Source organism: Streptomyces graminilatus (genome assembly GCF_001418565.1).
Taxonomy (GTDB): Bacteria; Actinomycetota; Actinomycetes; order Streptomycetales; family Streptomycetaceae; genus Streptomyces; species Streptomyces graminilatus.
Genome location: NZ_LIQQ01000131.1, coordinates 1 through 18846, shown reverse-complemented (window position 1 = coordinate 18846; position 18846 = coordinate 1). Strand labels below are relative to the sequence as shown.

17 protein-coding genes are annotated in these 18846 nt (G+C 70.0%); 6 read left to right on the top strand and 11 right to left on the bottom strand.

Annotated features, from left to right (window positions below; genetic code table 11):
* The 6 genes from AOK08_RS47245 to mce all read right to left on the bottom strand — a co-directional run.
* The coding region (locus AOK08_RS47245; protein ID WP_241826932.1) for an ATP-binding cassette domain-containing protein at window positions 1-579 on the bottom strand (579 nt) is incomplete at its 3' end.
* A gap of 312 nt (window positions 580-891) precedes the next feature.
* Entirely contained in the window at window positions 892-1662 is a 771-nt protein-coding gene (locus tag AOK08_RS12780) for an ABC transporter permease (RefSeq protein WP_055525636.1), read from the bottom strand.
* Window positions 1659-2630: an ABC transporter ATP-binding protein gene (locus tag AOK08_RS12775; protein ID WP_055525635.1), complete on the bottom strand. Its 972-nt coding sequence runs from the start codon at window positions 2628-2630 to the stop codon at window positions 1659-1661. Before AOK08_RS12775 ends, AOK08_RS12780 begins: the two co-directional genes overlap by 4 nt.
* Before the next feature lie 266 nt (window positions 2631-2896).
* Window positions 2897-3835, bottom strand: coding sequence for a coiled-coil domain-containing protein (locus tag AOK08_RS12770; RefSeq protein ID WP_055525634.1), 939 nt, complete (start codon window positions 3833-3835; stop codon window positions 2897-2899).
* A gap of 193 nt (window positions 3836-4028) precedes the next feature.
* Window positions 4029-7877 carry a polarized growth protein Scy gene (gene scy / locus AOK08_RS12765; protein WP_055525633.1) on the bottom strand — a complete coding sequence of 1283 codons (3849 nt, stop codon included), beginning with the start codon at window positions 7875-7877 and terminating at the stop codon, window positions 4029-4031.
* A gap of 244 nt (window positions 7878-8121) precedes the next feature.
* Window positions 8122-8562 (bottom strand): methylmalonyl-CoA epimerase, encoded by a 441-nt coding sequence (mce, locus tag AOK08_RS12760; RefSeq protein ID WP_055525632.1) that lies wholly within the window; start codon window positions 8560-8562, stop codon window positions 8122-8124.
* Between the two features lie 149 nt (window positions 8563-8711).
* Between mce and AOK08_RS12755 the strand changes: the two genes are divergently transcribed.
* Window positions 8712-9917 carry an acetyl-CoA C-acetyltransferase gene (locus tag AOK08_RS12755; RefSeq protein WP_055525631.1) on the top strand — a complete coding sequence of 402 codons (1206 nt, stop codon included), beginning with the start codon at window positions 8712-8714 and terminating at the stop codon, window positions 9915-9917.
* Window positions 9918-9987: 70 nt separating this feature from the next.
* Window positions 9988-10947, top strand: coding sequence for a methylmalonyl Co-A mutase-associated GTPase MeaB (meaB, locus tag AOK08_RS12750; RefSeq protein WP_055525630.1), 960 nt, complete (start codon window positions 9988-9990; stop codon window positions 10945-10947).
* 360 nt (window positions 10948-11307) lie between these two features.
* Here the strand turns inward: meaB and AOK08_RS12745 are convergent, their stop codons facing one another.
* The 4 genes from AOK08_RS12745 to AOK08_RS12730 all read right to left on the bottom strand — a co-directional run bounded on the left by AOK08_RS12745 (window position 11308) and on the right by AOK08_RS12730 (window position 13964).
* Complete coding sequence (locus AOK08_RS12745; RefSeq protein ID WP_055525629.1) at window positions 11308-11784, bottom strand: MarR family winged helix-turn-helix transcriptional regulator; 477 nt, start codon at window positions 11782-11784, stop codon at window positions 11308-11310.
* Window positions 11785-11885: 101 nt separating this feature from the next.
* The gene (locus AOK08_RS12740) at window positions 11886-12641 is read right to left on the bottom strand and encodes an AIM24 family protein (protein ID WP_422125735.1); all 756 of its coding nucleotides are present in this window, start codon (window positions 12639-12641) and stop codon (window positions 11886-11888) included.
* Between the two features lie 38 nt (window positions 12642-12679).
* Complete coding sequence (locus AOK08_RS12735; protein ID WP_055525627.1) at window positions 12680-13330, bottom strand: AIM24 family protein; 651 nt, start codon at window positions 13328-13330, stop codon at window positions 12680-12682.
* Window position 13331: 1 nt separating this feature from the next.
* Complete coding sequence (locus AOK08_RS12730) at window positions 13332-13964, bottom strand: AIM24 family protein (protein ID WP_055525626.1); 633 nt, start codon at window positions 13962-13964, stop codon at window positions 13332-13334.
* A 243-nt stretch (window positions 13965-14207) separates the two neighbouring features.
* Between AOK08_RS12730 and AOK08_RS12725 the strand changes: the two genes are divergently transcribed.
* From AOK08_RS12725 to AOK08_RS12715, 3 genes are all read left to right on the top strand, one after another.
* On the top strand, window positions 14208-14567 hold the full coding sequence (locus tag AOK08_RS12725; RefSeq protein ID WP_055525625.1) for a DUF3817 domain-containing protein: 360 nt from the start codon (window positions 14208-14210) through the stop codon (window positions 14565-14567).
* On the top strand, window positions 14564-14857 hold the full coding sequence (locus AOK08_RS12720; RefSeq protein WP_055525624.1) for an MTH1187 family thiamine-binding protein: 294 nt from the start codon (window positions 14564-14566) through the stop codon (window positions 14855-14857). The genes AOK08_RS12725 and AOK08_RS12720 overlap by 4 nt, the downstream gene beginning before the upstream one ends.
* Window positions 14858-14987: 130 nt before the next feature.
* Window positions 14988-16805, top strand: coding sequence for a glycosyltransferase family 2 protein (locus tag AOK08_RS12715; protein ID WP_079053995.1), 1818 nt, complete (start codon window positions 14988-14990; stop codon window positions 16803-16805).
* On the opposite strand, the gene AOK08_RS12710 is transcribed toward AOK08_RS12715, so the two are convergent.
* Window positions 16802-16990, bottom strand: coding sequence for a hypothetical protein (locus tag AOK08_RS12710; RefSeq protein WP_055525623.1), 189 nt, complete (start codon window positions 16988-16990; stop codon window positions 16802-16804). The genes AOK08_RS12715 and AOK08_RS12710 overlap by 4 nt on opposite strands.
* On the opposite strand from AOK08_RS12710, the gene glxA reads away from it, so the two are divergent.
* A partial coding sequence (gene glxA, locus AOK08_RS12705) for a radical copper oxidase GlxA (protein WP_055525637.1) occupies window positions 16944-18846 on the top strand: 1903 nt, incomplete at its 3' end. The genes AOK08_RS12710 and glxA overlap by 47 nt on opposite strands.

The window sequence follows — 18846 nt, the reverse complement described above, 5'->3', positions numbered from 1 at the left end:
GGTCAGCGCCATCTCGCTCATCAGGTGGGAGGAGACGAACACGGTCCGCCCCTCCGCCGCGAGCGCCTTCATCAGGTTGCGCACCCAGAGGATGCCCTCGGGGTCGAGGCCGTTGACCGGCTCGTCGAACAGCAGCACCTGGGGGTCGCCGAGCAGCGCGGCGGCGATGCCGAGCCGCTGGCCCATACCGAGCGAGAACCCCTTGGAACGCTTTTTGGCCACGTCCTGGAGCCCGACGACGCCGAGCACCTCGTCCACGCGCCGCGCCGGGATGCCCGACAACTGGGCCAGGCAGAGCAGATGGCTGCGGGCGGACCGGCCGCCGTGCACGGCCTTGGCGTCGAGCAGCGCGCCGACCTGGCGGGGAGCGTTGGGCAGCTTGCGGTAGGGGAAGCCACCGATGGTCACCTGGCCCGAGGTGGGCTGGTCCAGGCCGAGGATCATCCTCATGGTCGTCGACTTGCCCGACCCGTTCGGGCCGAGGAAGCCGGTGACGGCTCCCGGCCGCACCTGGAAGGAAAGGTTGTACACGGCCGTCTTGTCGCCGTAGCGCTTCGTCAGGCCGACTGCCTCGATCATGCTCCGCACCCACCGAAAGATTCAGGACAGCGGGGCACATGCCCCCGTTAGGTTTAGGAGCTTATCCGGGCGCTGACGGTTCCCTTCAAGAGGTGGCAAAAATCCGGCCCCACCGCTGACAGGGACGGGCGCGGGGCTGTTTCGATCGGCGCGGCACGCGCCCGACAGGGGCGCGGGGCTGTTTCGATCTGCGGCTCCGCCGCGGGGCGCGACGGGGACGGGCGCGGCACGCGCCCCGTCAGGGGCGCGGGGAACTGCGCGACCAGCCCCCACCGGGCCCGCACCCGAAGAACCGCCCACCCAGCGGAGCGCCTACGCGTCGCGCTCCCGAAGCACCAGATATCCGCCCAGCAGCGCCACGGCAACCCACCCCACCATGATCGCGAGCCCACCCCATGGCCCGTACGGCGTGTCGTTGTCGACCGGGGTCACCACCTGCATGATCTTGCTCCCGGCCTGATCAGGCAGATACCGCCCGACCTTCTTGGTCGCCGACACGGCACCCAGGATGTTGGAGATCAGGAAGAAGAACGGCATCAGAATGCCGAGCGACAGCATCGGACTGCGCAGCATCGTCGCCACGCCCATGGAGAACAGGGCGATGAGCGTCATGTAGATCGCCCCGCCGATGACCGCGCGCAGTACGCCCGTGTCGCCGATGGACGTCGAGTGGTCCCCCAGCATCGCCTGCCCGACGAAGAACGCGGTGAAGCTGGTGACGACCCCGACCGCGAAGGCGAGCCCGGCCGCGACGGTGAGCTTGCCCGCGAGGAACATGCCGCGCCGGGGCACGGCGGCCAGCGAGGTGCGGATCATCCCGGTGCTGTACTCGTTCGACACGACGAGCACCCCGAACACGATCATCGCGAGCTGGCCGAGACTCATCCCCGCGAAACTCGTGTACGTCGGGTCGAAGGACAGCCGGTCGTTCCTGCTGAGGTCGCTCCACTGGTTCTTGAGGAGCAGCGAGATCAGCGCGCCGAGCGCGATCGTCACCACGGCCGCGAGACCGAGCGTCCACACCGTGGACGCCACCGACCGGATCTTGGTCCACTCGGACCGGATGACCTGAGCGGCCGTCATGACCGTCCTTCCTTCCAGCCGTCGCCCCAGACCCCCACCGGGGAGTCGGCGGGGACCGGTGTGTCGGAGTGGGCGTGGTACTCGACCGACTCGGCGGTGAGCTGCATGAACGCTTCCTCCAGGGAGGCCTGCTGGGGGCTCAGCTCATGCAGGACGAGTTGGTGCTGCGCGGCCAGCTCACCGATGCGCTCGGCCTTGTCGCCGTCCACTTCGAGGGCCTCGCCGCCGGCCTCCACGACGGTGATCCCGGCGTCGTGCAGGACATCGAGCAGCCGCTCACGATGGGGGGAGCGGATACGGACGTACGAACGCGAGTTCTGCGCGATGAAGTCCGCCATGGAGGTGTCGGCGAGGAGTCGTCCCTGGCCGATGACGACGAGGTGGTCGGCGGTCAGCGCCATCTCGCTCATGAGGTGCGAGGAGACGAAGACGGTGCGGCCCTGGGCGGCCAGCGATTTCATCAGGTTGCGGATCCAGTGGATGCCCTCGGGGTCGAGGCCGTTGACCGGCTCGTCGAACATCAGGATCCGTGGGTCGCCGAGCAGGGCGCCCGCGATTCCGAGGCGCTGTCCCATGCCCAGCGAGAACCCCTTCGCCTTCTTCCGGGCCACCGCCGTGAGCCCGACGGTGTCGAGGACCTCGTGCACGCGGGAGGAGGGGATGCCGTTGCTCTGGGCGAGACAGAGGAGGTGGTTGAAGGCGCTTCGGCCGCCGTGCATCGCCTTGGCGTCGAGCAGGGCGCCGATGTCCTTGATGGGGTCCTTGAGCTGGTGGTAGTGCTGACCGTCGATGCGGACGTCGCCGGCCGTGGGGCGGTCCAGGCCGAGCATCATCCGCATGGTGGTGGACTTGCCGGCGCCGTTGGGGCCGAGGAAGCCGGTGACGATGCCTGGTCTGACGGTGAAGGTCAGGTGGTTGACCGCGACTTTCTCCCCGTACCGCTTGGTCAGCCCCTCTAGCTCAATCATGCGGCCACGCTAGTGGGGGGTGATTGGCGGTGCCACTTGTGTGCGGCAACTTTTGGCGAACGTGGGTTCGCGCCGGGGGCGCGGGCGTTGTGTGTCGGCTGTCCGCCCGGTGGGGGCTTGTCGCGCAGTTCCCCGCGCCCCTGGGTGGGTGGGGTTGGCGCCTGTTGGGAAGTGACCGCCCGCGCCTCTGAACGACGGATGCCCGCACCCCCCACAGGGAGGCGCGGGCATCTACAGCCGTTTACGCGACCGTCCGTTCCCGGTGGTTACCGGGACTGCTGGGCCGGGACGCCCCGCGTGATGGGCTCGTCGTCCGTGACCGGGGCGCTCGCGGCGGCGACCGCGGCTCCCGTCAGGGTGGCGAGCATCTCGCGGACGTTCGTCAGCTGGGCGTTGATCGAGTCGCGGCGGTTGGTGAGAGCCGCCAGCTCGCGCTCCGATTCCGAACGGATCCGGTCGGCCTTGGCGTTCGCGTCGGCCACGATGTCCTCGGCCTGGCGCTGGGCCGTCTCGACGGTCTGGCGGGCGCGGCGCTCGGCGTCCGTGCGCAGCTTCTCGGCCTCCAGGCGGAGCTGCTCCGCGCGGTGCTCGATCTCCGCGAGGCGCTTCTCGGCCTTGGCCTGGCGGGACGCGAGGTCGCGCTCCGACTGCTCACGGCGCTTGGCGAGGTTCGTCTCGAAGTCCGCGGCGGCCTGGGCGGCCTTGGCGCGGGTCTCCTCGAAGAGGGCGTCCGCCTCCTCACGCTTGGACTGCGCGTCCTTCTGCGCCTCCTGGCGGAGCTGCGACGCGTCGCTCTTGGCCTTCTCGACGATCCGGACGCCCTCGTCCTCCGCCTTGGACTTGCGGTCCGCGGCGAACGCCTCCGCGTCGTTGCGCACCTGCTGGGCCGCCGACTCGGCGAGCTCGCGGTGCTGCTCCGCCGCGCGACGGGCCTCCTCGCGCAGGTCCTTCGCCTCCTCCTCGGCGAGTCGGAGGATCTTCTCGACGCGCGCGCCGAGACCCGCGTACGACGGCTCGGCGTCGCTGACCTGGGCCTGGGCGTTCTGCGTTTCGAGGTGGAGCTCCTCGATGCGCTTTTCCAGGGCGGTGATACGGGCCAGAGCGCTGTCACGGTCGGAGACGAGCTTCGAGATGCGTTCGTCCACCTGAGCGCGGTCGTACCCACGCCGCACAAGCTCGAAGCCGTAGGGGGAAGTGTCGCTCATGGGGTTCCTGTCGAATGAGACCGGTGAGGTGATAGGTGGAATCCTAGGGGGCCAAGCGGCGTGTCATAGAGCAGAAGCCTGATTGATATGGAGAATCAGGCCCCTTTTGAGTGGCTAACCGGCAGGCTGCTTGCCCAAGAAATGGTCAAGTCGCCTGAAAGTCACACAGAATGCACCCAACATGCCCTCCTGCCTACCCCTCTGACGACTTGCCACCCGAACGAGTCACGCCGACGGCAGCGCCAGCCTTGACGCCGCCGTCCTTGTTCGCTGACGGGGCCTCAAAGGACTCCAACGCTTCCAGGACGTCCTGGACACGGGAGATCTCGGCCTGAATGTCCTCCCGGCGCCGGACGAGGACCTCCAGCTCGCGCTTGCCCTCCTCGACCGTGGCCTTCGCCTCGCGGATCGCCTCGGCCCGCAGTTCCTCGGCCTCCCGGATCAGCGAGGTCTTCTTCTGCTCGGCCTCCTTCAGCAGCCCCTCGGCCTTCTTGACGGCGGCGATCCGGACCTTGCCGGCCTCGGAGTTCGCCTCCGAGACCAGGTCCTTGGCCTTCGCCTCCGCCTTGGTGAGCTGCTCCTCGGCGGCCGTGATCAGCGCGTCGCAGCGGTCGCCCGTCGAACGCATGGTCTCCGAGGCCTCACGGCGGGCCCGCTCGTGCAGGCTTTCGATCTCGGCCGTGATGCGGTCCCGCAGCTCCTCGGCGCGCTCCCTTATGGCGGTGGCGTCCCGGCGCGCGCCGATGAGCAGCTCGTCCGCGTCCGCACGGGCCTTCTCCACCGTCGAGTTGCCCCGGGCGGTCGCCTGCTCCACCAGCCGGTCGGCCTCGGCGCGGGCCGCGCCCACCATCGAGTCGGCGCGCGACTCCGCCTCGGCGGTCGTCTTCTGCGCGGCCTGCTGCGACTCGGTGAGCAGCTTGTCCGCCTCGGCGGCCGTCTCCGTGATGAGCGTGTCGACCTGCTCGGCCGCCTCGGAGCGCCGCTTGTTGGCCTCCTTGCGGGCCTCGTCCAGCGTGGTGTCGGCCTCGTCGCGCGCGGTCGACATGAGCCGGTCGGCCTCCGCCGCCGCCTCGGCCTTGACCCGCTCCGACTCGTTGCGGATCCGCTCCGCGTGCTGCTGCGCCGAACCGACCGTGTCGGCGGCCTCGGCCCGCAGCCGCTCCGCCTCCCCGGTCGCCTCCGAGAGCAGTTGCTCGGCGGCGGCCACGGACTCGGCCCGCACCCGCTCCGCCTCGGCGTTGGTCTCCTCGGTGAGGCGCTCCGCCTCCGCCGTCACCTCGGTGATCAGCGTGTCGGCCTGGGTCGCGGCGTCCGAACGGATCCGGTTCGCGTCCTCGCGTGCCTCCGCACGGCTGCGCGCCGCGTCCTGCTCGGCACCCGCGATGGTGTCCGACGCCTCGGTACGCACCCGCTGGGCGTGCGCGGCGGCCTCCTGGCGCAGCCGCTCCGCCTCGGCGATCGCGTCGCCCACCGTGCGCTCGGCGAGCGCCTTGGCGTGCTCCGACGCCTCCGCGGCCTCGCGCCGCACCCGGCCCGCGTCCTCCGAGGCCCGCTCCCGCTCGGCGTAGGCGTCGGCACGGACCCGGTCCGACTCCTCGGACGCCTCGCGCCGCATCCGGTCGGCGACATGCTCGGCCGCCGAGCGCAGCCCCTGGATCTCCTCCTGGGCCTGCTCGTGCAGCCCGGACACCGACTCCCGTACCTGCTGGGCGTGCTGCTCGGCCGCGGACACCATCTCGCTCGCGCGCCGGTCCGCCTCCTCGACCAGCCGTACGGCCTCGGCCTGGGCGTCCTCCACGCGCTTGCGCGCCGACGCCAGCAGCTCCTCGCTCTGCTCGCGGGCCCGCTCGCGCTCCTGGTCGGCCTCCTGGCGGGCGGAACCGAGGGTCTCCTCGGCCTCGCGCCGCCGCCGGGTGGCCTCCTCCTGGGCGGCGGCCAGCGTCTCCGACGCCTCCGTCGCCAGCCGCTCGGCGGCGGCCTGTGCCTCCGCCCGTACCCGGTCGGCGGTGTCCAGGGCCTCCGACTTCAGCCGCTCGGCCTCGGCCGCCGCCTCGGACCGCAGGCGTACGGCGATGGCCTCGCCCTCCGCGCGGGACGCCGACGCGTCCGCAGCCGCCTCGTCGCGCAGCCGCTGGATCTCGGCGTCGGCCTGCGCCTGGAGGGTGCGGATGCGCTCGGCGGCCTCCGAACGGAGCCGCTCCGCCTCCTCGGACCCCTCACGGCGGCTCCGGTCGGCCTCCGCGCGTGCCTCGGAGAGCACCTCCTCGGCGGCGGTGAGCCGGTCCTCGGCCTCGCTGTGCAGCCGCGCCAGCTCGGCGGCGGCCTCGTCCCGGCGTACGCCTATCGCCCGCTCGGTCTCCTCGCGCAGCTCGCGCGCCGCCTGCTCGGCGTCCGCCGCGATGCCCTCGGCCTGCTCGACGGCCTCCTCGCGGTGCCGCTCGGCCTCCTTGCGGGTGCGCTCAAGGGTTTCCTCGGCCTGCCGGCGCAGCGTCGTCGCGCGCTCGATGGCCTCCGTACGGACCTTCTCGCTGTCCGCCTGCGCGGTCTGGCGCGTCTCGTCCGCGTCCGCCTTCGCCTTGGCGAGCAGCTCCTCGGCGGTCCTGGCCGCCTCCTCGATCTGCTGGACGGCCTCACGGCGCGCCTCCGCGCGGATGCGCTCGCCCTCGGCGACCGCCTCGGCGCGCAACTGCTCGGCCTCGCCACGCAGCCGCCGGGCCTCTTCCTGAAGCTCGACGGTCTTGGCGCGGTACTCCTTGGTGTCGTCCTTCGCCGTGCCCTTGAGCTGCTCGGCGATGTCGTGCGCCTCGGCGCGCAGCCGGTCCGCCTCCGCCTCGGCCTCGGCGCGGATGCGCTCGGCCTCCTCGGTGGCCGCCTTGGTGGTCGACTTCGCTTCCTCGGACGCCTTGTTCAGGACCTCCTCGGCGGTGCGGGCCGCCTTGGAGAGCTGGGAGGCGGTCTCCTCGGCGGTGAGACTCCGGGCGGTCTCCTCGGCCTCCGCGACGATCTTCTCGGCCTTGGCCTTGGCGTCCGCGACGACCTCTTCGGCGGACGCCTTGGTGGCCTCGGCCTCCTGGCTGGCCTCGGTGACCAGCCGGGCGACCTGCTCCTTCGCCGTACGGGTGCGCTGCTCGTTGGCCGACTCGGCACTGGCGGTCGTCTTGGCGGCGGCCTCCTTCGCCTCGGTGACGACCTTCTCCGCCTCGGCGCGGGCCTCCCGCAGGGCGGCCTCGGCCTCCTGCATCCGCTGCTCGGCGGCGCGGCTCAGCTCGGTGGCCTGACGGCGGGCGCTGTCCGACTCGGTCACCGTGGAACTGCGCAACTGCTCGGCGTGGTCGGCGGCCTCGCGGGCCTCGGAGTTCGCGCTGTTCAGGAGGCGCTCGGCCTCGGCACGGGCCCGGCGCAGCAGTTGGTCGGCCTCCGCGCGGGCGGCCTCGCTCTCGCTCTGGAGGCGCTGCCTGGCCTCATTGGCCACCCGCTCGGCCTCGGCGCGGGCGGCGGCCAGCGCCTGCTCGGACTCGGCCCGCGACTCGTCGACGAGGCGACGCGCCTGGGACTCGCTGCGGGCCCGCAACTGCTCGGCCCACGCCACGTTCTCGTTGACGTGCGACTCGACGGTCTGCCGCCGCTCGGCCAGCTCCTGGTCGAGCTGCTGGCGACGGGTGACCGCCTCCTGGTGCAGCTCGGCCTGCAACCGGGCCGCCTGCTCGGCGTGCTCCTGGAGGATGCGCTGAGTCTGCGCGCGCGCCTGGGACATCTCGCGCTCGGCGTCCTGGCGGAGCTGGTCCGCCTGGATCTGCGCGTTGCGCAGCATCTGCTCGGCCTGGTAGCCGATGTCTCCGCCGTCATAGGCGGGCCGGGACATGAGGGTGCGGCGCGCCTCGTGAAGCTTGGCGCGCAGTACCTCGACCTGGTAGCCGAGGTCCTCGGCGTGCTGAATCGCCTTTTCCCGCTCGGTCTTCAGCCGCTCCATCTCGGCCTCGAACCGAGAGAGGTGGTCGACGTCAGCCGCCGGCTCTCGCTCCTGGCGTTCGTAGCCCCGCACTGCGCGGTCCCATCCGTCCCCTGGTCGCAACCTTCTCCGAACGAGCCACGTCCATCCGCCGGACGGGGCCCCCGGGGAATGGTGTCAGATCAACGGCGAAGCACGGACTCCCGCCCTCACCCTCGGCCCCCGAAACCTGTACCCCGGCCCTTGGATCCCGCACCTCCACACACCGGGATCCGGGCCGCTCCCCGACAACACGGCAGCGGCCGTTGCCAACCCTACCGGCCCATATGTACGAGGGTCAGTGCTCAGGTGACTCAACAGTCGCCGAAGTGACCAGTTCTGTCAGTACTCCGTGGCAATCCTTGGGGTGCAGGAAGGTGATCCGGGACCCCATGGAGCCGCGCCGTGGCTCGTCGTACAGAACGCGTACGCCCTTGCCCCGGACGTCCGCGGCGTCCGCGTCCACATCCGCCGTACCGAAAGCGATGTGATGCACTCCCTCCCCGTTCTTGGCGAGCCACTTGCCCACGGCGGAGTCCTCGCGGGTCGGTTCCAGGAGCTGGAGGTAGGAGGCGCCGCCGTCGTCCGTGTTGTTGATCTTCAACATGGCCTCGCGCACGCCCTGCTCCTCGTTGACCTCGGAGTGGAACACCTCGAAGCCGTACGTGGCCCGGTAGAACTCGACGGTCTTGTCGAGGTCGAAACAGGCGATCCCGATGTGGTCGATTCGCGTCAGCATGGAGTCAGTGCAGCGTTCCGGCGACGGTTACGCAACGTGCGCGCTGTCACACCGACGGCCCGGTGACGCAGACCACTACCGCTCAGTACATTCGAAGTAAACCCTCGTTCACACTCCTCAGCTCACCGGCTGAAAGGGGATCGCACCTCATGTCAGGAACGAACAGCACCACCACCTCGGTGATCGTCGCGGGCGCGCGTACGCCCATGGGACGGCTGCTGGGCTCGCTGAAGACCTTCTCCGGCGCTGACCTCGGCGGTTTCGCGATCAAGGCAGCCCTCGACCGTGCGGGGATCGGCGGCGACCAGGTGCAGTACGTGATCATGGGCCAGGTGCTCCAGGCCGGCGCGGGCCAGATCCCGGCCCGGCAGGCCGCGGTCAAGGCCGGTATCCCGATGAGCGTCCCGGCGCTGACCGTCAACAAGGTGTGTCTGTCCGGCCTGGACGCGATCGCGCTGGCGGACCAGTTGATCCGAGCGGGTGAATTCGACATCGTGGTGGCCGGTGGCCAGGAATCGATGACGAACGCCCCCCACCTGCTCCCCAAGTCCCGCGAGGGCTTCAAGTACGGCGCCATCGAGATGCTCGACGCGATGGCGTACGACGGTCTCACCGACGCCTTCGAGAACATCGCCATGGGCGAGTCCACGGAGAAGCACAACGGCCGCCTGGGCATCCTGCGCCCCGAGCAGGACGAGATCGCCGCCGCCTCCCACCAGCGCGCTGCGGCGGCCCAGAAGAACGGCGTCTTCGAGGCCGAGATCACCCCGGTCGAGATCCCGCAGCGCAAGGGCGAACCGATCGTTTTCAGCCAGGACGAGGGCATCCGGGCGGAGACGACGGTCGAATCGCTCGGCAAGCTGCGCCCGGCGTTCACCAAGGACGGCACCATCACGGCGGGCACGTCGTCGCAGATCTCCGACGGCGCGGCGGCCGTGGTCGTCATGAGCAGGGCGAAGGCGGAGGAACTCGGCCTGGAGTGGATCGCGGAGATCGGTGCCCACGGCAATGTGGCGGGACCCGACAACTCGCTCCAGTCCCAGCCCTCGAACGCCATCCTGCACGCCCTCAAGAAGGAGGGCCTGGGCGTAGAAGATCTTGACCTGATCGAGATCAACGAAGCCTTCGCGGCGGTCGCGGTCCAGTCAATCAAGGACCTCGGCGTGTCCACGGATCGGGTGAACGTCAACGGCGGTGCCATCGCCCTGGGCCACCCGATCGGCATGTCCGGCGCACGCCTCGTACTCCACCTGGCCCTCGAACTGAAGCGCCGTGGTGGCGGCGTCGGCGCCGCGGCCCTGTGCGGGGGCGGCGGCCAGGGTGACGCGCTGATCGTGCGGGTACCCAAGGCGTAGCGGATATCCCCGCCCAGGGATATCCGCTAGCAGCGGATTTCCCTACGGCCGTGATCGGAACGGAGTCGTGATGCAGGACGTCCCCACGCTGGTGGCGCAGGCCAGGGAAGGCCGGCCGAGGGCCGTGGCCCGGCTGATCTCCCTGGTCGAGGGGGCGTCCGGGCAACTCCGCGAGGTCATGGCCGCGCTGGCCCCGCTGACAGGCAACGCGTACGTCGTCGGTCTGACGGGATCACCGGGCGTCGGCAAGTCGACATCGACCTCGGCGCTGGTCACGGCGTACCGGCGACAGGGCAGACGGGTCGGCGTACTGGCCGTCGACCCGTCGTCGCCGTTCTCCGGCGGCGCGCTGCTCGGCGACCGGGTGCGGATGTCGGACCACGCCTCCGACCCGGGCGTCTACATCCGCTCGATGGCGACCCGCGGCCACCTCGGCGGCCTGGCCTGGGCGGCCCCGCAGGCGATCCGCGTCCTGGACGCGGCGGGCTGCGACGTGATCCTGGTCGAGACGGTGGGTGTGGGCCAGTCCGAGGTGGAGATCGCCGCGCAGGCCGACACCAGCGTGGTGCTCCTCGCGCCCGGGATGGGCGACGGCATCCAGGCGGCCAAGGCGGGCATCCTGGAGATCGGCGACGTCTACGTGGTCAACAAGGCCGACCGGGACGGCGCGCACTCCACCGCTCGCGAGCTGAACCACATGCTGGGCCTGGGCGCGGCCAGAGCCCCCGGCGACTGGCGCCCCCCGATCGTGAAGACAGTCGCGTCGCGCGCCGAGGGCATCGACGAACTGGTGGAGGCCCTGGAGAAGCACCGCGCGTGGCTGGAGGAGCACGGCGCCCTGGCCGAACGCCGCCGCGCCCGCGCCTCCCACGAGGTCGAGACGATCGCCGTGACGGCCCTGCGTGAACGCATCGGCGACCTTCGAGGAGACCGGCGCCTGGGCTCCCTGGCGGACCGGATCGTGGCCGGCGAACTGGACCCGTACCGCGCGGCGGACGAGCTGATCGCGGGCCTGACCGAAAACCCCTGACGGAGACACGCCACGCGACTCGCAGAGCGGTTGCCGTGGTGATCCGGCGTCCCCGTCTGCCACGGCGAACTTCGCATGCCCGCGAACGCGACGCGGCTTTCCTGTGCCGCCGTCCCGCGTATCCCGTGAGCCCCCCGCACCTTCGCCCCCGCCGCCCCTACCCTTCCCGTCCTCGGGGGCTGCGCCCCCGAACCCCCGCTACGGCCCTGAACGGGCCTTGTCCTCAAACGCCGGACGGGCTGAAAGATCAAGCCCCGGCCGGGGACATCCAGCCTGTCCGGCGTTTGAGGACAAGGGGGGTCTGGGGGCGCAGCCCCCAGGGTCGGGAACGGGAAGGGGCGGCGGGGGCGAGGGAAAAAACTACAGCCGCCCCCGCTGGTCGCGCAGGTGTTCGGCGATCGGCTTGAGGGAGGCGCTGAGCTGGGCCAGCGCCTCGGGGCTCAGCAACTCGATGAAGTGCCGCCGCACGGACGCCACATGATGCGGCGCGACCTTGTTCATCGTCTCCATGCCCTGCGGCGTGAGCACCGCGTACAGCCCCCGCCGATCGGACTCGCAGTTCTCACGGCGCACCAGGTTCGCGTTCTCCATGCGAGTGATCTGGTGCGAGAGCCGGCTCTTGGACTGGAGGGTCGCGGACGCGAGGTCGCTCATCCGCATGCGCACGTCCTTGGATTCGGACAGGTTCACGAGGATCTCGTAGTCGTTCATCGTCAGGCCGAACGGCTGCAGATCCTTCTCGAGCTGGTAGGTCAACAGCCTGTTGACCTCCAGGTGGGTGCGCCAGGCGCACTGCTCCGCGTCGGTCAGCCAGCTTGTGGCCGTCTCGGTCTCCATGAATGAAGTCTACCTAAAAAGTTGAAAGGCGAACTAGCGAGGGTGGTGTGGCGGGTATGACGGCGCGCACACGTTCGACGTCACACTCCGCAGACTACCGTTCACAGCCCGAAGCGACGCTGGAGGTCGCCGAGCTGTCCGGGAAGGCGTGGTACCCCCGGCTGCTGCGGATGACCTGCGGGGGCCCCGCCGCCACCCGGCACTCCGGGCTCGTGCGGAACCACTCCCGTGGCCTGCTCGGCCATGAGCGCCTCGCTGGACTGGAGCAGTACCGTACCCGCCCCGACGAACTCGAACTGGTGCTCCTCGCCGGAGGCCCCGCCGATGCCGGTCATCGCACGCAGACCGCCCATCAGGCCTGTCATGTACCCGTGGTCGTAGTGATGGCAGGGGGACGGGCAGTCGGCCCAGCCGACCAGCGCCTGCGGGTCCACCCGGATCGGGGGTTCCATGAACACCACCGGGCCGTTCGAGGCGGCCACGAACTTGCCCGTGCCGATGAGGGTGAGGAAGCCCGGCACGATCGACTGCTTGAGCGCGAGACTTGGCTGAAACGCGAGCAGGTTGCCCGAGCGAATGGTCAGGTTGCCCTCGTCCAGATCGTACGAGTTCACGTCGAAGGCCCGGTCGGCGAGGAGCATCTTGCCCGAGCCCTCGGCGACGACCCAGTCGCTCGCGTGCAGAGGCGAATGGAACGACGTACGGACGAGACGGTCCAGGCGGCCGTGTCCGATGCCGTTGAAGTCCATCGTGCCGTAGTAGGCGATCATCTTGCCCTTCTGCAGGAACCACTGGCTCCCCTTGAGCTCCACGCAGAAGGTGTACTTGTTGACGTTGTCGTCGGACGGCAGCGTCATCGGGTCGTGGACGACGGGCCCCGCGCCCGAGTAGGTGGTCACAGCTTTTCCTCCGACGCCTGGACGAACACCACACCGTTGCCGCTGAGTTCCAGTTGGAACGCCTCGCCCGAGCCGCGCCCCACCATGTCGCGCCAGCCCAGCGCGGTGGACAGCTTGTTGCGTACGTCGCCGTGGTGGGCGACGTACGCCTGCGGGTCGACGTGGACCGGGCGCTGCGGCGTGATCGGCACCTCGATCACCCCGCCGTGGGCCATGACGGCCACCGCGCCGTGCCCCTTGAGGGTGGTGGTGAACAGCCCCTGGCCCGTCACCTGCCCCCGGACCATGCCCATGACGCCGCCCTGCGAGCCCATGAACATGGTGCCCTGCTGGAGTGTGCCGTCGAAGGCGAGCAGCCGGTCCGCCTCGACGTACAGCGTGTCCCCGGCGAGGTTGACGACCTGGATGTGGTGGCCGCCGTGCCCGAAGAAGACGGTGCCGCTGCCCTCGACGGTCATCAGCGGAGTGGCCTCGCCCGCGACCCGGCGGCCGATCATCGACGCGATCCCGCCCTGGCCGCCCTGGATGTTGGGCGTGAAGGACACGTCGCCCTTGTAGGCGAGCATCGCCCCGCGCTGGCTGAAGACGCGCTGGCCGGGCATGACGGTCACTTCGACCATCTTGGAGTTGATCTCACGGAAGGGCATGTCACACGTCCCCGGCGATCGTGTTGCGCTCACTGGGCTGGACGTACACCAGGCCGTCGCCCTCGAAGCGGATCTGGAAGGCCTCGCCGCCGCCCTCGCCCAGGAATGTGCGGAACGTCACTCCGGACTGGAAGGACTGCCGGACGTTGCCCTGGTGCGCGATGTACGCCCCCGGGTCCACGGTCAACGGGTACTGCGGGCTCACACGCAGCACCACCGCCGGGCCGTCGGACATGATCGCCGCCTGGCCGTGCCCCTCGACGGTCGTCGTGAACAGGCCGTTGCCCTGAGAGGCGCCGCGCATCCCGGTGAACGACGTGCCCGTGCGCAGGCCCGAGTCGGTCGCCAGCAGGTTGCTCGACTCGACGTACAGCTTGTCCCCCTGGAGGCCGACGAGGTTGATCTCGGAGGCCCGGTCGGCGAACCAGCACGTCCCGTGCCCCTTCACCTCCATCATTGTCATCTGCTCACCGGTGATCCGGCGGGTGACCATCCCCCGGATGCCCTCACCGCCGCCGCTGAGCTTCTTGAAGTCCATCTGGCCGTCGTACGCCACCATCGAGCCGTTCTTCGCCTTCACGGCGTCCCCGGTCATGTCGATGGCCAGCACCTTGCTGCCTTGAAGTCGAAACATCGCCACTGGGGGAAGGTAGCCCGCCGGGCACCCCCGGCAACAGATCCCGAAGGTGGAGATCGCCCCTGAAGCTCCCCCTAGGGGACGAACATCCGTCCACCGTCCGGCCGCTGTCCGTCCGTACCCCCGTCCCGGCCGCCGCGACCGCCGGTGTCACAATGGGCGAACGTTTGTGCATCCATTCACAAATGACATGCGCAAAACGGACCCCCTCGCATCCCTCGTACTCACCGAAGGTGACCCGTGGACATCAAGACCGCCTCCGCCCTCCGCCGCCTGCGGCTGGTCTCGGCCCCCGAGGCCGTTTCCTTCCTTCTCCTGCTGGTCTGCTCGGTGCTGAAGCGGACCACGGACTTCAACGCGGTGCCCGTCATGGGCATGGTGCACGGCGTCCTCTTCATCCTCTACGTGATCTTCTGGGCGGACGCCTGGAACCGCGCCAAGTGGTCCCTGAAGACCGCCGGCCTGTACTTCCTGCTCTCCGTCCTCCCCACCGGCGGCTTCTTCGCCGAGCGCAAGCTGCGCCGCGAGGCCGAGAGCGCGGTCGACGTGGCCATCGCCGCCCTGGCGCGCAAGGTGCGGGAAGAGGGTTCCCAGGCATGATCGTCGCCTTCTCCGTGACGCCCCTCGGTGTCGGCGAGGACGTGGGGGAGTACGTCGCCGACGCCGTCCGTGTCGTCCGCGAATCCGGCCTCCCGAACCGCACCGACGCCATGTTCACGTCGATCGAGGGTGAGTGGGACGAGGTCATGGACGTCGTCAAACGTGCCGTCGCCGCCGTCGAGCAGCGCGCCCCGCGTGTCTCCCTCGTCCTCAAGGCGGACATCCGCCCCGGCGTGACCGACGGTCTGACCTCCAAGGTCGAGACGGTGGAGCGGCACCTTTCCCGGTGACCCCGGCCCGCTGACCCTCGCCGGGTGACCGGCCCGCACACACCACCCGCCCGGACGCACCCGGATCGACACACCGCCGTATCTCCACTTCCGTGGGGACATCGGCTTCGTTCGATCACGGGAGGGCGCTGTGCGGCCCGAGGGCTACGACCACGGCCACGGCTACGACCACGGCTATGAGCGCGGCTGCGACCACGGCTACGACCACGACCACGGCTACGAGTACGACAGCCACAGCCGACTCGCCGGGCCCCTCACCGAGGCACCGGCCGCCGGAACCCCGTACCAGGTGCGGTACGTCTCGCTCCTCTCCCGTGAGCCCCGCCGAATACGCGCCGTCCTGCTCATGACCCTCGCGCCGCTGCTCACCGGCGTCCTGCTCGTCTACCTGGTGTGGCCCACCCACTGGGTGGAGCGCGAGGGCGGCGCCAAGTGGACGGTCGGCCTGGACATCGTGATGCTCGTCGCCATCGGGCTGATCGAGCTGTTCATGGTCGTCAACGTGGTGTCCATCGCGCACGCCACCATGGTCGCCCGCGACCCCGTCCCCGTCGCCCCCGAGGACGACACCCGCGTCGCCTTCCTCACCACGTACGTCCCCGGCAAGGAACCCCTCGCGATGGTCCGGGCCACCCTCGAAGGCGCGACCCGCGTCCGCCACACCGGCCCGCTGGACGTCTGGCTGCTCGACGAAGGGGACGACGAGCAGGCCAGGGCCCTCTGCGCCGAGCTGGGCGTGGTGCACTTCAGCCGCCACGGGGTCCCCGAGTGGAACCGGGCCAAGGGCGCCCACAAGGCCCGCACCAAGCACGGCAACTACAACGCGTGGATCGCCATGCACGGCGACAAGTACGACTTCTACGCCTCCGTCGACACCGACCACGTCCCGCTCCCCGACTTCCTGGAGCGGATGACGGGCTTCTTCCGGGACCCCGACGTCGCCTTCGTCGTCGGCCCCCAGGTGTACGGCAACTACACCCACCCCGTGACCAAGGCCGCCGAGTCGCAGCAGTTCCTCTTCCACGCGCTCATCCAGCGCGCCGGCAACCGCTACCGCGCGCCCATGTTCGTCGGCACCAACAACGTCGTACGCATCGCGGCCGTCAAGCAGATCGGCGGCCTCGTCGACTCGATCACCGAGGACATGGCCACCGGCTTCGAACTGCACCGCCACCGCAATCCGCGCACCGGGCGGCACTGGCGGTCCGTCTACACGCCCGACGTGCTCGCCGTCGGCGAGGGGCCCGCCTCCTGGACCGACTTCTTCACCCAGCAGACGCGCTGGTCGCGCGGCACCTACGAGACGCTCGTCAAGCAGTACTGGAAAGCGCCCTTCACCATGCCCTGGGGGCGCCTCTTCTCGTACACGCTCATGCTCGGCTACTACCCGATGACCGCTGTCAACTGGTTGCTCGGCGTGCTGAGTTGTTCCTTGTTCCTCTGGTTCGGGGCCTCCGGCACCCAGGTCGCGGTCTCCGTCTGGCTGATGCTCTACAGCGACGCCGCCGCCCTCCAGATCGGGCTGTACCTGTGGAACCGGCGGCACAATGTGTCCCCGCACGAGCCCGAAGGATCCGGCGGACTCGCCGGCATGGCGATGTCGGCGCTCTCCGCGCCCATCTACCTGAAGTCCCTCGGCGCGGCCCTGCTCCGCCGCCCCAGCAGGTTCGTCGTCACCCCCAAGGGCGGCGACGCCAGCCCCGACCGGCTGTTCACCTTCCGCGTCCACCTCTTCTGGGCCGCGCTCCTCGCGACCGGACTCGTCGCCTCCGTCCACCTCGGCCACACCCACGCGGCCATGCGCACTTGGGCCGTCCTCGCCATGGCGGTCTCCCTGGCCCCGGTCGGGGTGTGGATCGCCACCCTCCTCAAGGCCCGCGGAAAGGAACCCGTCGTCGCCACGAGCACCGTCGCCCCGGTCTCCGGCACCCCGGCAGGAGGGAACTAGGCCATGGCCTCCCGATCGTCGAAGAAGACCACGAGGTCCGAGAAGACCACGAGGTCCGAGAAGACCACGAGGTCCGAGAAGACCACGAGGTCCGAGAAGACCACGCGGTCCGAGAAGACCATGCGGTCCGAGAAGACCATGCGGTCCAGGAAGGTCAGGAAGGTCAGGAAGACCGTTTTGGGCATCGGGGGCGTCGCCCTGCTCGCCGGTCTCAACGCCCCCGCCGTGCTCGCCTTCGCCGCCGAGCGCTACCACGAGTACAAGATCGCCCAGCCCGGCTACCGCGCGAAGTACGGCTCCTGGAGCGCGCTCGACATCCCGAAGGAGTTCCGCACCAACGCCATCCACGCGGCCCTGCTCCACACCGGCAAGGTCCTGATCGTCGCGGGCTCGGGCAACGAGCAGAAGAAGTTCGACAAGGGGTCCTTCGACACGGTCCTCTGGGACCCGAGGACGGACACCTTCAAGAAGATCGCCACCCCCGTCGACTTCTTCTGCGCCGGACACGCCCAACTCCCCGACGGACGGCTCCTGGTGGCCGGCGGCACCGCCCGCTACGAACTCCTCGACGGCGAGGTCGAGCGGGCCGGCGGCGGGATGCGCGTCAAGAACGAGAACCCCGACAAGAAGGTGGTCCTGAAGAAGGGCACCCGCTTCCGCTCGCCCGCCGGGACCGAGTACGTCAGCAGGTTCGACGTCACCGTCCCCAGGGCCAGGCGTACCCAGCAGATCACCTACAACGCGGCCGGGGTCATGCGGCCCTGGGTGACGAAGGTCGTCCCGAGCGAGGCCCGGGTCTTCGTCGAGGCGACCGAGGCGGGGCCCGTGGCGATCACCGCCGAGCAGGCGCAGTACGAGATCGTCGGCCTGACCGGCGAGGACGCGGACAACACGTACGGCCTCTCCGAGAAGATCACCATGGACAAGCAGGACTTCCAGGGGATCAGGGCCGCCTACGAGTTCGACCCGAGGGCCGAGAAGTACGTCCCCGTCGACCCGATGGACAAGGCACGCTGGTACCCGACCCTCGTCGGACTCGCCGACGGACGGGTCCTGGCCGTCTCCGGGCTCGACGACGTCGGCGCGATCGACCCCGGGGACAACGAGATCTACGACCCGACGACCAAGAAGTGGACCCCGGGCCCCAAGCGCTACTTCCCCACCTACCCCGCCCTCTTCCTCACCAAGGGCGGCAAGCTGTTCTACCCGGCCTCCAACGGCGGCTACGGCCCCGCCACCAAGGGCCGCGCACCGGGCCTGTGGGACTTGAACACGAACACCTTCGAGAAGGTGCCGGGCCTCACGGACGCCGACGAGACCGAGACGTCCGCCTCCGTCCTCCTCCCGCCCGCGCAGGACCAGAAGGTGATGATCCTGGGCGGCGGAGGAGTCGGCGAGTCGAGGAAGTCGACGCGCCGCACGGCCGTGGTCGACCTGAAGAAGGACAACCCGGTCTTCGAGGCGGGCCCCGACCTCCCCCGGGGCACCCGCTACCTCAACAGCGTCCTGATGCCGGACGACACGGTGTTCACGTCCAACGGCTCCGCCGACTACCGGGGCCGCAGCGGCAGCAACATCCTCAAGGCCCAGTTCTACGACCCGAGGACGAACCGTTTCCGGGCCGCCGCCGACCCGAAGGTGGGCCGCAACTACCACTCCGAGGCGCTGCTCCTGCCCGACGGCCGGGTCGTCACGTTCGGCTCCGACCCGCTCTACGACAACCGGCGGAACACCAAGCTCGGTCACTTCGAGCAGCGGATGGAGATCTTCACCCCGCCCGCGCTGCACCGGAACGGCAAGAACCGTCCCGTACTGGGCGACGGCCCCCAGGAGACCGACGGACTCGGCCGCGCGACCTTTGCCACCACCCACCCCGAGCGGGTCGCGAAGGCCCGCCTGATGCGCCCCAGCGCGGTCACCCACACGACGGACGTCGAACAGCGCTCCATCGACCTCCCCCTCAGCAAGGACCGCACCTCGGTCACGATCGACGTACCGAAGGACCGGACCCTCGTACCGCCCGGCTGGTACATGCTCTTCG